Genomic DNA, 13,761 nt, shown 5'->3' with positions numbered 1-13,761 from the left:
AGTCCGGAGTTTCAGAAATAGGTGTGGATCAGGTCGACGACCACGTGGTCGTCGTCCACCACCGGGATGACCCGCCACTTGTCGAAGGCGGTGCACGGGTGGGAGATCCCGAACGACACCAGGTCCCCGGGCCTCACCGGCGAGTCCGGGGCGGTCCGCAGGACCGCGTGCTGATCGTAGAGCCTGGTCACCTCCGCACCGGCGAGGACCCCCCGGGGGACCGGCATGCCCTCGTCGAACGGGGCGTCCCGCTTGCCGAGCCCGACCACGGCCAGGCCGGGCTCGGGCACGGAGAGCACGTGCGCCCAGACCTCCAGCGCCGGGCGCAGCTCGCCCTCGATCCGGTTGTACGGCGTGTGCTCGCGGTAGTGGCCGTCGTCGTGGGAGATGTAGGCGCCGCTGCGGAGCATGACGGTCGCCTGGCAGGCGGCGAGCTCGCGGCTGACCACGTCGAACCACTGGCTGCCGCCCACCGACAGGATCGGGCGGCGGACCCGCAGGTGCTCCAGCGCCTCCAGCAGCCGGTGCAGGAAGGTCCGCACCTCGGCGGCCGAGGCCAGCGTGCCCTCGTACCCGGCGACGCCCGCGAGCTCCACCCCGGGCTCGGCCTGGGCCGCCGCGGCGACCTCCAGGAGCCCTTCGAGGGTCCGGCACCCCGCCCGCCCGCCCTCGTGGCCGAGCTCGGCCAGCACCCGGAAGGGCCGGGGTCCGGCGTGCTTCGACAGCGTCTCGATCCCGGCCACCGAGTCGGCGAAGCAGAGCAGCTCGAACGACGGGTTCTCGGCGAGGTGCGCCGCGAGGGCGTCGAGCCCCGCCGGATCGAAGACCTGGTTGGCGATCGTGATCCGGGAGACGCCGAAGCCGCGCAGGATGAGCGCCTGGCTGGGGGTGGCGACGGTGAGCCCCCAGGCGCCCGCCTCCAGCTGGGCCGCCACCAGCTCGGGCGACATGGTCGTCTTGGCGTGCGGGACGAGCAGCATCCCGTGCCCGCTCGCGAAGGCCGCCAGCGTCTCGATGTTGTGCCGCAGCGCGCTGCGGCGGGCGGTCATCACCGGGAAGGTGAACGCCCCGCCGAACAGCGACGACCCCACGGCCGCGTCGGGATCCACGATCCCCTTCGCCAGTCCCTCGATCGGACCCTTCATCGGCCCTCCACCGTGCGAGCGGTGCTCCGTGCCCCGCTTTCCCGAGGACCCTATCCGGCTCCGGAAGCCGTCCGCGCCCGGCGCCGGAGGGATTTGGGCCCTCCGACCTATTGACCACGGCATGTCAGGAATGGTGCCATCTTCCTTTAATTAGGAATCTTTCCTAACCAGCTGAACAGCGCTGGCCGACGACAGAGAGGGCTCCCATGCACGCGAGACCGCTGCACGCGAGACCGCGCCCGCGGCGTCCCCGCCGCCCCTCGACCCTCCTCGCCCTGGCCCTGGGGCTGATCGCGCCGACTCTCGTGCTGACCGCGACCCCGGGCCACACCGCCGACTCCCTCCTCTCCCAGGGCCGTCCGGCCGCCTCCTCCTCGGACGAGGACGCCTCGTTCCCGCCCGCCAGGGCCTTCGACGGGAACACCTCCACCCGCTGGGCCTCGGCCGAGGGCGTCGACCCCCAGTGGCTCCGCGTCGACCTCGGCCGCTCCGCCGCCGTCTCCCGGGTCAGGCTGACCTGGGAGGCGGCCTACGCCAGGGCGTACCGGATCCAGGTCTCACCCGACGGCTCGTCCTGGACCGACGTCTACTCGACCTCCTCGGGCGACGGCGCCGTGGACGACCTCTCCGTCTCAGGCACCGGCCGCTACGTCCGGATGTACGGGACCGGCCGGGGCACCCCGTACGGCTACTCGCTGTACGAGATGGAGGTCTACGGCTCCACCGGCGGCTCCACGCCGGGTCCGAGCCCGACCCCGACGGCGGGGGGCCCGCGCGTGCCGTTCGGCGGCCACACGATCCCCTACGCCTCCGGGATGCTGCGCCCCGGCGGCAGCCAGGCCGCCCTCGACCAGAAGGTCGTCGACCACTACCGGAAGTGGAAGGCGGCGTTCGTCCGGCAGAACTGCGGCAACGGCTGGTACCAGGTCATCTCCCCCGACGCCGACCACCCCTACGTCGCCGAGGCGCAGGGCTACGGCATGGTCATCGCCGCGACCATGGCCGGAGCCGACCCCGACGCGAAGAAGATCTTCGACGGCCTGCTGAAGTACGTCCTCGCCCACCCGTCCTCGATCACCCCCGGGCTGCTCGCCGCCGAGCAGGACGCCTCCTGCAAGAGCGTCAACGGCGGCGACTCCGCCACCGACGGCGACCTGGACGTCGCCTACGGCCTGCTCCTGGCCGACCGGCAGTGGGGCAGCTCCGGCACGTACGACTACAAGCGGCTCGCGATCAGGCACATCAACGCGATCAAGGCCGGTGAGCTCAACCCGACCACCAAGCTGCTGAAGCTGGGCGACTGGAGCAGCTCCGGCGGCGAGCACTACTGGATCAGCCGGCCCTCCGACTGGATGATCGACCACTTCCGGGCCTTCCGGAAGGCGACCGGGGACGCGACCTGGGACACCGTCCGGGCCAACCACCAGAACCTGATCGCCTCCATGCAGTCGAAGTACGCCCCGGGCACCGGCCTGCTGCCCGACTTCGTGGTCGACACGAACGGCGGCGCCCGGCCCGCGCCCGGCGAGGTGCTGGAGAGCGCCAACGACGGAGACTTCTGGTGGAACGCCTGCCGGGTCCCGTGGCGGATCGCCAACGACGCGGTGACCAGCGGGGACGCCGGGTCCCTGGCCGCGGCGCGGAAGCTGAACGCCTGGATCAAGGCCAGGACGGGCGGCGACCCGGGCAGGATCGTGGCCGGCTACCGGCTCGACGGCGGCGCCCTGGCCGACTACACCTCTCCCGCCTTCCTCGCCCCGTTCGCGGCGGCGGCGATGACCGACCCCGGCAGCCAGGCCTGGCTGGACGCGCTCTGGAACCGGATGCTCGCCACCCCGGTCTCCACCGACAGCTACTACGCCGCCAGCATCCAGCTCCAGGTCATGATCACCGTGACCGGCAACCACTGGGTGCCCTGACCCGCACGCCCGGCCGTGGCCCCTCCCCGGGGAGGGGCCACGGCCGGGCCCGGATCAGTCCTGGTCGGGGATCAGGCGGGACGACGAGTAGCCGTCCAGGCACAGGACCGGCCCCGGCGGGACGGGCCGCGCGGCGAGCACCTCCCTGGCCCGGTCCCGCGCCAGGTTCCAGCCGTTCCACGGGTCCGGCCGGTCGAGCCGGTTGGCCCGGGTCACGTCCCTCAGCACGCAGCTGCGCAGCGGCTCCGGCAGCCGGTCCAGCGCCGGCACGGCCTCCGCCCCCAGGCCGCCCAGGTAGCGCTGGTCGAGCCGGTCCACGCCCCGGACGGCGAGCTGGGTCTCCGCGACCCGCAGGTCCGGGTTCCACACCGCGAAGGCCAGCAGGCCCACGCCCGTCATCAGGACCATCGTCCGGGGCAGCCATCCGGCCGGGCCGCGCCGCAGCAGCCGCAGCGCGCCCGCGGCGAGGACCAGCAGGAAGACGCCGCCGAGCCACCAGATGGCCGCCTGCACGGAGGCGCGGAGCCGGGTGAGGCCGTAGGCGTCGACGTACAGGTCCAGCCGGTACATCGCGGAGGCAAGGATCACCATGGTCAGCGCGCACAGCACGCCGAGCAGCCCGGCCATCAGCCAGCGCTCGCGCCCCTCCGTCTCGACCGCCCCCGACGCGATCGCCACGATCGCCAGCACGAAGACGCTGACCACGACCAGCTGGAAGAACCCGGAGCGGGCGTACTCGGCGTAGGTGAGGTCGGTGGTGGCCACCACCCAGCCGGCGTCGCCGAACAGCGCCGTCAGCTGCATCGCCACGAACGCGCCGAACAGCAGGTTGAGCGCCGCCAGCGGGGTCACCCACAGGCCGCGGCCGACGCGCAGGCGCAGGCCCGGCGCCTGCGGCTCGACGACCGGCCGCAGGCCCACCAGCACGGCCGCGGCGACCACGGCCGCGAAGACCGCGAAGACCAGGACGCGCAGCGGCAGCGTCTCCGCCCAGTCCTGCGAGAACAGCAGCCGCTCCACCGTACGGGCGAAGACCGCGTCCGCCGAGGCGAACAGCGCGCCGAAGATCCCGAGCAGCACCGCGGTCAGACCGAGCCCGACCAGTGTGGGCAGCACCCTGCGGGTCGCCATGCCCTTCACCGGCCCCTTCAGCGGCGCGGCCAGGAACCACGGCACCGGCAGCAGCCCCAGCACCACCGAGATCCCGCCCCTGGCCACCCCGAGCCAGCCGCGCCCGGCCCCCGACAGGGCGAGCGCGGCCATCCCGAACCCGGCGAGGAGGAGCAGCCCGACGAGCCAGTCGGCGTCCCGGAAGACCGCCACCGAGATCAGTCCGTAGGCGACCAGTCCCATCGCCGCCGACCAGGGGGTGATCCGCTTCCTGGCGACCGGCAGCACCGCCGCCCCCATGGCCGCCGCCACCAGCACGAGTCCCACTCCCACCGAGCTGTACGGCAGGGCCACCGCGGCGAGCAGCCCGACGACCGCGCAGGCGGCGAGCAGCCACCGCGGCGCGTCCGGCAGCTCGGGGCGGGGGAACACCGGCGGGGCCACGTACCCGCCGGGCGGCCCCTCCGCCGCCCTCCCCGCGGGAGCGGTCGTCCTCCCTCCTGCGGCCGGTCCCCGGACCGGTCCCGCCGCGGTGACGGCGGAACCCCCGCCCGCCGTCGCACCGGGAGGTCCTCCTGCCGTCCTCTCCACCGGTGCCTGCGGCGTCCGCCCCGCACCGGCCGGAGGCGGGCCGGCGGGAAGCGCACCCGCGGGAAGCGGACCGGCCGGAGGCGGGCCGGAGATCGGCTGGTAGCCCGTCCACAACCCGTCCGACGCCGTGGTGGCACCGATCACCGTGCCGACGAACGCCGCGACCAGCGGGACGCCGACTCCCACCAGGATGCCCAGCGAGGGCGAGACCGCCCCGAGCCCGAAGCCGAGGAGCAGGCCCGCGAGAACGCCGAGGAAACCGCCGAGCAGGACCCCGGCGATCGCTCCCGGCCAGTTCCGGACCGGGACTGGAACCGCTCCGGGGTGTCCCGGCAGGAACCGGGGGGCCGTGACCCCGGGGTGGATCGGAGGACGGGACGGCGTCCGGATCTCCCTCGCGGAGGCGGGCGCCCCCGCGGGCGCGGATGTCCCGGTGCGGGCGGGGTCCTCGACTGAGGCGGACGCGCCGGCGGGGACCGGGTCCGGCCGGGGAGCCGTCGCGTCATCGCCCTCCGCCGCCTCGCGGCTCCCCTCTTCGCGGCCTTCCGCCTCTTCGCGGTCTTCCGTTTCGCGGTCTTCCGTCATCTCGCGGGCCTCCGCCTCTTCACCGTCCGCCGCCGTTCCGCGGGCCTTCACCGCCTCACGGGCGGCCGGAGCAGCGGAGACGGCGGCGGGAGCAGGGCCGGAGCGGTCCTCGGGAGGGCCGTCCGGGCCGGGAGGCGCACCGGGGGCGCCCGGGCGACCACCGGAGACGGAGGTCTCCGGTCCACCGGCCCCTCCGGAGGGGGAGTCCTCCGCGGAGGTGCCGCCGGAGGCGGGAGGGAGGGTCATCGGGATCCTTCCTGGGAGGTCGACCGCTATCCGGCAGCCGACACCGTCTTCGACACGGATGGAACCGCCGTGGAGCTCGACGATCTCCTTCGTGATGGCCAGGCCCAGCCCGGCGCCGCCCTGGTCCGCCGCCCGTCCCGCGTCCAGCCGGGAGAACCGCTCGAACACCCGGGTCCGGTCCTCCTCGCGGATGCCCGGCCCCTGGTCGGTCACCAACAGCCGGACGCCGGACCCCTCGGGCCGGGCGGACAGGACCACGACACCGCCCTCGGGACTGTGCCGCACCGCGTTGTCGAGCAGGTTCGCCAGCACCTGCGCCAGCAGGTCGGCGTCGGCCCGGACGCTCAGCCCGCCGGACACCTCGCACCGGGCGGCCACCCCGTCCCGCGCCAGTACGGCCTCGCGCAGCGCCTGCTCGCAGAGCGGGCCGAGCTCGACCTCGTCCCGCTCGATCAGCCGCGCCCCGGACTCCAGCCGGGACAGGTCCAGCAGCTGGGCGACCAGCCGCCCCAGCCGCTCCGTCTGGGCCAGCGCCGTACCGAGCGTCACCGGGTCGGGCTCCGAGACCCCGTCCACCACGTTCTCCAGCACCGCGCGCAGGGCGGTGATCGGGGTCCGGAGCTCGTGGCTGACGTTGGCGACCAGTTCCCGCCGCTGCCGGTCGACCTCGCCCAGGTCCGCCGCCATCGCGTTGAAGGCCCGGGCCAGCTCGCCGACCTCGTCGCGGGAGGTGGCCGTGACCCGCAGGCCGTACCGGCCCTTGGCGATGGTCTGCGCGGCGGCGGCCATCTCGCGCAACGGCCGGGTCATCCCCCGGGCCAGCAACTGCACCATGACGAGCGCGAGCAGCACCGCCACCGCGATCCGGGTGTTCCTCGAGTAGCCGGCGTTGATGCCGACCTCGTTGACGACGAACGCCGCCACCACGGCCAGCAGGATCACCACGCCGAGCTTCGCCTTGATCCGGCCGAGGAAGTCGAGGGGCCGCAGCCACCGCCGCCCTCCCCGGGCGGGCCGCCCTCCCCGGTCCTCCGCCGGGGCGGCGGACGGGCGGGCCGCGTCCCTGCGGGACGGGGAGGGGGTGGAGAGACCGGTTCCCCGCCGGGCGGGCCGGGTGCTCTCCTCGTCGGGTCTCATCATGTTTCGCATTCCGGGGTGTTCGAGTGGCGGGAAGGGAAATCGGTTCGCCGGACCCCGGCGGGACCGTCGGCCTGCGGGACGGTCGGGGACGCACGAGGGCGTACCGGCCCCGTGGACGGTCAGGGCCTGACGAGGGCGTAACCGACTCCGTGGACGGTCCTGACGGCCCCGGGGCCGAGCTTGCGGCGCAGGGCCCGTACGTGGCTGTCCACCGTCCGGGTGGCCGCGGCCTCGGAGAAGCCCCAGATGTCGGCGAGCAGCCGCTCCCGCTCGAACACCTGGCCCGGGCGCTCCGCCAGTCGGCAGAGCAGGTCGAACTCGGTCCGGGTCAGCCGCACCTCCGCGCCCGCCACGTAGACCCGGCGCTCGGCGGTGTCGATCTCGACGTCGCCGACCCGCACCACCGAGTCGTCCACGGCCAGCTGCGAGGCGCGCTCCACCCGCCGCAGCAGCGCGTGCACCCGCGCCACCAGCTCGCGCATGCTGAAGGGCTTGGTCATGTAGTCGTCGGCTCCGACCCCGAGCCCCACCAGCAGATCGGTCTCCTCCCCCAGCGCGGTGAGCATGAGCACCGGGACCGGCCGGGCCGCCTGCATCCGGCGGCAGACCTCCAGGCCGTCGAGGCCGGGGAGCAGCCGGTCGAGGATCACCACGTCGGGTTCGGCCTTCGCGTAGGCCGCCAGCGCGCCCTCCCCGTCCCCGGCCACCCGCACGTCGAAGCCCTCCGCCGCGAGGCGGTGCCGTACGGCCCGCGCGATCGTCTCGTCGTCCTCCACCACGAGGACACGTCGTTGCTGGGGAAATGCCATACGAGGAGCGTAGAGGGACCCTGTGCAGATGACTTGGGGCGGATTGTGAAGATTCCGCGCACACCGGGAACGTGCTCCGCACGGATTACGGTGGTCGAGATGGTCTTGCGGCATGAGACCACGATCGTGACGGAAAGGGGAGGTCACTCTCGTTGGTCCCCATCCCGTTGAATGACTATCTTTTGAGCGCGACAAGCTGTCCGATACGGGCCAGTGGACCTTCCGAGCGCGGCAGCCGGTGAACGGGGTGAGCAGGATCGACACACGAGTGCTGGCGGGCCGTTACCGCCTCCTCCGCCCCCTCTCCGAGGGTGGCGACGGCATCGTGTGGCTCGCCGCCGACGAGGTGCTCCACCGCGACGTGGCGGTCAGGGAGGTGCGGATCCCGTCCGGCCTCGGGCCCGTGGCGCGGCAGACGTTCCATGCCGCCGCGCTGCGCGAGACCAACCTGGCCGTGCGGATCAAGCACCCTTCCATCGTCGTCGTCCACGACGTGGTCGTCGACGACGACCGCCCGTGGATCGTCATGGAGCTGCTGCACGGGGCCTCCCTGGAGGAGACCGTCCGGGGACGGCGGCCGCTCCCGCCGCGTCAGGCGGCCCGGGTCGGCGCGGGCGTCCTCGGCGCGCTGTCCGCGGTGCACGCCGCCGGGGTGCTGCACCGGGGGATCGCGCCGGGCAACGTCTTCCTCGCCGAGGACGGCCGGGCCCTCCTCACCGATTTCGGCATCGTCCTCACCGAGAGCGGAGGGGAGGCCCCGAGCACCGGCCGCCCGATCGGCGCCCCCGGTTACACCGCTCCGGAGCGGTTGCGCGGCGCGCTGGGCGACGCGCGCTCCGACCTGTGGTCGCTCGGCGCCACCCTCTACTTCGCCGTCGAGGGCACGCCCCCGCACCCGGCGGACACCCCCGCCGACACGATCAGGCGGACGCTCGCCGAACCGCCCCGGCGGCCGGAGCGTGCGGGCGCGCTGGGTCCGCTGCTGATGCTCATGCTGGCCCCGTCCCCCATCGCCCGGCCCTCCGCCGAGGCCGTCGCCCGGATGCTGGACGACGTCGCCCAGGGCCGCTCCACCGCCGCGCTCCCCCCGGCACCCGCCCCGGCCGGACCGGTCCCCTCCGGGGCGCTCCCCGCACCGGCCCTCGCCGAGACCTCCGTCCCCGGACCCCTCACGCCCGGACCCGCCGCTCCCGAAAGCTCCTTCCCGGGCCCGTCCACCTCCGCTCCCGCCTTCCCCGAGCCGTTGACGCCCGGGCCCGTCCTGCCCGCACCGGCTTCCTTCGAGACCTCCTTCCCGGGCCCGTCCATCTCCGCACCCTCTCTCCTCGGGCCCGCGGCCTCCGGGCACGGTCCTTCCGGGCACGGTCCTTCCGGGACCGCTGCCGGTGGGACCGACGTCCCCGGGTCGGTCCTGCCGGGGCGCGTGCTCCCCCTGCCCGCCCCCGCCCGGACCGGTGATCCCCGGCCCGGCGGGACCGGCCCCGATCTGGACGTGACCGGCGAGACCTCCGGGATCTCCCCGGAGCCGTCCCCCGGAACGGCCCCCTCCGTCCGGGCGCCGCTCCCCTCCCGGCCTCCGCGCGAGGACCGCGCCTCCGTCCGGTTCCCGCGCACGGGCGGGCCCCTGGTCTGGGCCGCGGCCGAGATCACCGCCCTGGCGGTGCTCGGCGGGGTCGCCATGGGCGTGACCGGCCTCGTCTCCTCCGGAGCGGACCCGGCCCCCGCCGCGGAGCTCAGCGAGCGGCCCGGCGCCTTCGCCTCCCCGGTGGACGTGTGCGGCCTGATCCCCGCGGACCGGGTCAGGCAGCTGCTCCCGGTCCTGGCGGGCGAGGGGAGACCGACCGACGGGGGCGGCTGCGAGTGGACCAGCCCCGGGACGGGCCTGAGGGTCGCCCCGGCCGGTCCGGCCGCGCAGTGGGGCAGGAGCCCGCAGCAGGCCCACGAGCTCTTCGTCAACCGGCGCAACGGCACCATCCCCGACGGCGGGCTCGTCTGGAGCCGGTCGAGCATCTCCGCCGGGATCCGCTCCGCCAGGAACACCGGCCCGCTGCCGGTGAAACCCGTCGGGGAGGAGGCGTTCGGCCACGACGTGTACGAGAACCGCACGACCGGCAGGCTGGAGCGGAGCCACGTGACGTTCCGGGTGGACAACCTGGTCGTCGAGGTCGAGTACACCGTGGTGGACGGCAGCAAGGACGGTCCCGCCATCCAGAGCGGGGCCCACACCGCAGCGACCTGGGTCGCGGACGCGTTGAGAAAGCAGAAGGCGGCAGCCGGATGAACCAGGCAGACACCCCCAGGCCGTACGGCAGGCACGCCGGCGCCGGATCGGGCTCCGGCGTCTCCGACGCCGATCCCCTCGGCCTCGGGCTCCCCGCGCAGACCTCCCTGGAACTCGTCATCGGACGCCACGGCCCGATGACGCCGGCCCAGGCCGCCCGGATCGGCCTGTCCGTGCTGGACCAGCTCATGAGCGTGCACCGGCACGGCATGGCCCACGGCGACGTACGGCCGGGCTCGGTCCTGATGGGGCCGCAGGATCAGGTGGTCCTGGCCGGGCCGTCCCTCCGCTCCCCGGTCTTCACCGCCCCCGAGGGCGTCACCGGCCCGGTCGCGGACCTGTGGTCCCTGGGTGCGACCCTCTTCACCGCCGTCGAGGGCAGGCCTCCTGCTCCCGGCGCCTCGCTGCAGAACGCGGGTCCGCTCGGCCCGATCCTGGTCGGCCTCCTCGCGGGCGACCCCGCCCTCCGCCCCGACCCGGGCGCGCTCCGTGACGGCCTGGTGGAGGTCTCCCAGGGCCGCCCCGCGCCGTTCCCCGCACTTCCCGTCCTCCCCGCCCCGCCGCCGGTCGGCCCCGGCGGCGCCTTCGCCTCACCGTCCACCTCGGACCCGGGCCACGCACTCCCCGCCTCACCGTTCACCTCCGACCCGGGCGGCGCCTTCGCCTCGCCGGCCACCTCGGACCCGGGCGGCGCACTCCCCGCCTCGCCGTTCACCTCCGACCCGGGCGGCGCCTTCCCTCTCTCGTCATCGGACTCCGCGCCGGGTCGCACGTTCCCCGGTCCGGTGCCCCCACTCCCGCAGCCGCCCTGGGCCGGCGCCCCGCTTCAGGCTCCGTCCGGATCCCCGTCTCCGGACCCTGGAGCGGCCCCCGGGTTCTCATCCCAGGAACCGGGTCCGGCCCCGGGATTCCCGTCTCCGGAGCACGGGGCCGCGCCGCCGCTCCCTGCCGGAGCGGCCGGTGCCGCGCCGTCCGGCCCCCCCGAGCTGACCGTGCCCTTCCGGATCCAGCCCTCGGCTGCTGCGGCACCCGGTGCCGCGGCTCACGCCTCCGCTTCGGCGGCCCCCTCAGTGCCGCCGGCACCCACACCGGCCTCCGCACCCGCACCGACAGTCCCCGCCACCCCGGCAGACTCCGCCACCCCGACCGGCCCCGCCACCCCGGCGGGCCCAGCCGCCTTCGCCGGTCCCGCCGTACCCGCCCCCGCGGACTCGGCCCCGTCCGATCCACGTCCACGGGAGGACGTGTCCTCCGTCCACCGGGACGTCTCCTCCCGCGGGGACTCCGGTCCCGTCGCCGCCGTACCTCCTGCCGCGCGCCCCGCCGGCCGGCCGGCCGGCGTCCTCGTGCCCCGCTCGATCGTGGCGCTGACCGGTGTGCTGATGGCGGGTATGGCGGTCACCATCGGGATCCTGCTCGTGCCGGTGCTGAGCGGTTCCGGTGAGGAGAGCACGGACCCCGGCGCCAAGGGCCGCTTCGCCGCCGCCCCGAGGGCCTGCGGCCTGCTCACCGACGCGCAGGCGGGGGAGGTCGTCCCCGGCTTCCGGAGCTCGGAGGTCGAGCCCGCCGAGTGCAACTGGCTCAACAGCGCCGACTGGCGCAAACCCGGCTCGGAGAAGTTCGACCTGCGGGTGCGCCTGGTCGCCCAGAAGCAGGACGGGTCGGAGGTGCGGCGGGCGCAGGAGTACCTCGCGGGCAGGAAGCAGGACACCCGCGACCGGAGCGAGCGCGCCACACCCGCCCCCCTCCCGCCCCAGGACCTGAAGGGCCTCGGGGAGGAGGCCTTCATCACCGGCGGCTACGGGCCGAGCAAGCTCTACGGCGGCTCCTACAAGGTGACCGTGGTCTTCCGCGTCAGCAACCTCGTCGCCGAGGTCGAGTACGAGCGGGGCAGCGTCAAGGAGGACGCCGACGGCAGGGTCGCGGAGAACGGCGCGAAGGTGGCCCGCTGGGTCGCCGAGGCGCTCAGAGCCCGCGGCTGACCCGCCGGGCCGCTCCGCGCGCCCTCCCGAACCGGCCCGCTCTGAACCGGCCCCGCCCTGAACCGGCCTCGCCGGGCGGCCCGGCGCCCGGGACGGCCCGGCGGGCCGCGGTGGGCCCGTCCCGGGAAACGAGATATATCTCAGACGGAACCCGGGTGGGTGGCCCGCTCGTTGACCGGGCGACGCAGAATGTCACCAGGCGGGGCGCGCGCTCCGCGTTCGGAGGATGTTGAGGATGTCGCCCATCCAGAAGTACGCGATCGGCGCCGGAGCAGCCGTGCTGCTCTCGTGGATCTTCCTGCCGGGCTGGCTGGCCCTGCTGGTCTTCCTCGGCGTCGTCGCCGCCCCGGCCGTCGGCTACATGATGCTCGACCCCTCCCAGCGGGAGCGGCTCAAGCGCGCCCGCAGGCGGGGCATCGGCCGCTGATCCGGCGCGGAGGCCCGCTCTCGGGCGGGCCTCCGCGGCACAGCGCTCCGGGGTCCCGCCCGACGGGATCTCCGTACGGCCCCGCCCCCGTCGCAGAGTCAGGCGAGGATCCGGGCAGGGGCCAGGTGGGGAGTCGGGCAGGAGTCAGCCGGGGAGCCGGGCCGGGGTCAGGCGGTCGCCGTCGCGGCGGCGGCCTCGATCTCCACGCGCCGGGTGACCTTGCGCTCGAAGACGAACGAGAGCAGCGGCACGGTGCCCGCGAGCATCACGCCCAGGATGTACTGCCACGACCAGCGGGCCTTCATGCCCAGGTTCATCGCGGCCACGAGGTACAGCATGTAGAGGAAGCCGTGGATCGGGGAGACGACCTTCGACGGGCCCTCGATGCCGAAGCCGTACCTGAGCACGATGCACACGGTCAGGACGAGCAGCATCACGCCGACGACGTACGCCAGGACTCGGAAGGGCTTGAGAGCGGATTCCACGGTCATCTACCTCGGGTCGGGGAGCGGGGACGTTCAACGATATGCGGGGCCGGACGGGGTGTACGCGGGACGGGGTGTACGCGGGACGGGACGGCCCCACGGGCGGATCCGGGGTCCGCGCCCGGGGCCGCCGGTCAGACGGCGGCCGGCCGGGACTCCGGCGCGGACCCGGAGTCCGCAGCGGAGGCGGGTTCCGGGTCCGGACCCGTTCCGCCCTCCGGAGCGGCTCTCCCGCCCCGGAGTGCGTCGCGCACGAAGTGCCACCACATGAAGACGGCGAACAAGCCGAAGATCCACCACTGGGCGGCGTAGGCGAGGTTGCGCCAGGTGAGCACGCCCTCCTGCGTCGGCGCGGGGGCGTGGACCGGCTCGGCCGCGACGGGCGGGGCCGGCGACTGGGCGGTGGCGATCACGAAGCCGTCGCGCAGCTTCACGCCCCGCCACAGGTTGACCAGCTCCGCCGACGACACCGTCAGCACCTGCCCCTGCGGGAGCTGCCGGGTCCTGCGCTGCACGCTGTCGGTCGGCTCCGACGCCTGCAGCCGCCCGGTCACGGTCACCTTCCCCGGCGGCACGGCCGTCGCCGGGTCTCCGGCGGCGGGCACCCGGCCGCGCACGACGGGGATCACCGTGCCGTCGCCCAGGTCGAGCGGGGTCAGCACCCACAGACCCTCGTCCCGCTGCGCCACCAGGAGCTGCCTGGAGGCGTCGAAGGTCCCCTCCGCCGTCACCCTGCGGCCGATCGCGTCGGCCGCCAGGTGGCGGCCGGCCTCGGTGAGCGTGCCCACCGCCACCGGGGCGGGGTCCCGCGTGGACTGGGGCCTGCCGGAGTCCTCGAAGACCCCGAGCTGCCAGCGGCCGAGCAGCCCGCACACGACGAGCGCTCCGACCGCGAGGAGGTGGAGCACCACCACGCGCGGAGAGAACAGGATCCGGAGCATGACACCACGCTATCCGCCCGCACCCGCGGTCCCGCCCCCAGGACCGCGCCACGCCCGCGGCGGTGCGCGGGCGACCCGGCGGAGCGCCGGAAACCGGCGG

At 74.9% G+C, this 13,761-nt stretch carries 9 protein-coding genes; 4 read left to right on the top strand and 5 right to left on the bottom strand.

All coding sequences use genetic code 11. The features are described 5' to 3' along the window. Positions 1-11: 11 nt before the first annotated feature. The gene (locus HS048_RS10145) at positions 12-1,145 is read right to left on the bottom strand and encodes an alanine racemase (RefSeq protein WP_196466793.1); all 1,134 of its coding nucleotides are present in this window, start codon (positions 1,143-1,145) and stop codon (positions 12-14) included. A 206-nt stretch (positions 1,146-1,351) separates the two neighbouring features. Here HS048_RS10145 and HS048_RS10140 point away from each other — a divergent pair, with 206 nt between their 5' ends. Further along, positions 1,352-3,064 carry a glycosyl hydrolase family 8 gene (locus HS048_RS10140; RefSeq protein ID WP_196466792.1) on the top strand — a complete coding sequence of 571 codons (1,713 nt, stop codon included), beginning with the start codon at positions 1,352-1,354 and terminating at the stop codon, positions 3,062-3,064. Between the two features lie 54 nt (positions 3,065-3,118). Here the strand turns inward: HS048_RS10140 and HS048_RS10135 are convergent, their stop codons facing one another. Together HS048_RS10135 and HS048_RS10130 are read right to left on the bottom strand one after the other, a co-directional pair. Further along, positions 3,119-6,736 carry a DUF4153 domain-containing protein gene (locus HS048_RS10135; RefSeq protein WP_230880794.1) on the bottom strand — a complete coding sequence of 1,206 codons (3,618 nt, stop codon included), beginning with the start codon at positions 6,734-6,736 and terminating at the stop codon, positions 3,119-3,121. A 119-nt stretch (positions 6,737-6,855) separates the two neighbouring features. Continuing rightward, positions 6,856-7,545 (bottom strand): response regulator transcription factor, encoded by a 690-nt coding sequence (locus HS048_RS10130; RefSeq protein ID WP_068894672.1) that lies wholly within the window; start codon positions 7,543-7,545, stop codon positions 6,856-6,858. A 247-nt stretch (positions 7,546-7,792) separates the two neighbouring features. Between HS048_RS10130 and HS048_RS38505 the strand changes: the two genes are divergently transcribed. The 3 genes from HS048_RS38505 (at position 7,793) to HS048_RS10115 (ending at position 12,235) form a co-directional block, all read left to right on the top strand. Next, positions 7,793-9,826 (top strand): serine/threonine-protein kinase, encoded by a 2,034-nt coding sequence (locus tag HS048_RS38505; RefSeq protein WP_196466791.1) that lies wholly within the window; start codon positions 7,793-7,795, stop codon positions 9,824-9,826. Beyond that, positions 9,823-11,808 (top strand): hypothetical protein, encoded by a 1,986-nt coding sequence (locus HS048_RS10120; RefSeq protein WP_196466790.1) that lies wholly within the window; start codon positions 9,823-9,825, stop codon positions 11,806-11,808. The genes HS048_RS38505 and HS048_RS10120 overlap by 4 nt, the downstream gene beginning before the upstream one ends. A 235-nt stretch (positions 11,809-12,043) precedes the next feature. Then, positions 12,044-12,235 (top strand): hypothetical protein, encoded by a 192-nt coding sequence (locus HS048_RS10115; protein WP_191894179.1) that lies wholly within the window; start codon positions 12,044-12,046, stop codon positions 12,233-12,235. Between the two features lie 167 nt (positions 12,236-12,402). Here the strand turns inward: HS048_RS10115 and HS048_RS10110 are convergent, their stop codons facing one another. Further along, positions 12,403-12,726 carry a DUF3817 domain-containing protein gene (locus HS048_RS10110; RefSeq protein WP_230880793.1) on the bottom strand — a complete coding sequence of 108 codons (324 nt, stop codon included), beginning with the start codon at positions 12,724-12,726 and terminating at the stop codon, positions 12,403-12,405. Positions 12,727-12,854: 128 nt separating this feature from the next. Then, positions 12,855-13,661, bottom strand: a complete 807-nt coding sequence (locus HS048_RS10105; RefSeq protein ID WP_196466788.1) for an SURF1 family protein — start codon at positions 13,659-13,661, stop codon at positions 12,855-12,857. Between the last annotated feature and the right edge of the window lie 100 nt (positions 13,662-13,761).

It is taken from the genome of Planomonospora sp. ID91781 (genome assembly GCF_015711595.1).
Lineage (GTDB): Bacteria > Actinomycetota > Actinomycetes > Streptosporangiales > Streptosporangiaceae > Planomonospora > Planomonospora parontospora.
This window is presented reverse-complemented; position numbering and strand designations above follow the sequence as displayed.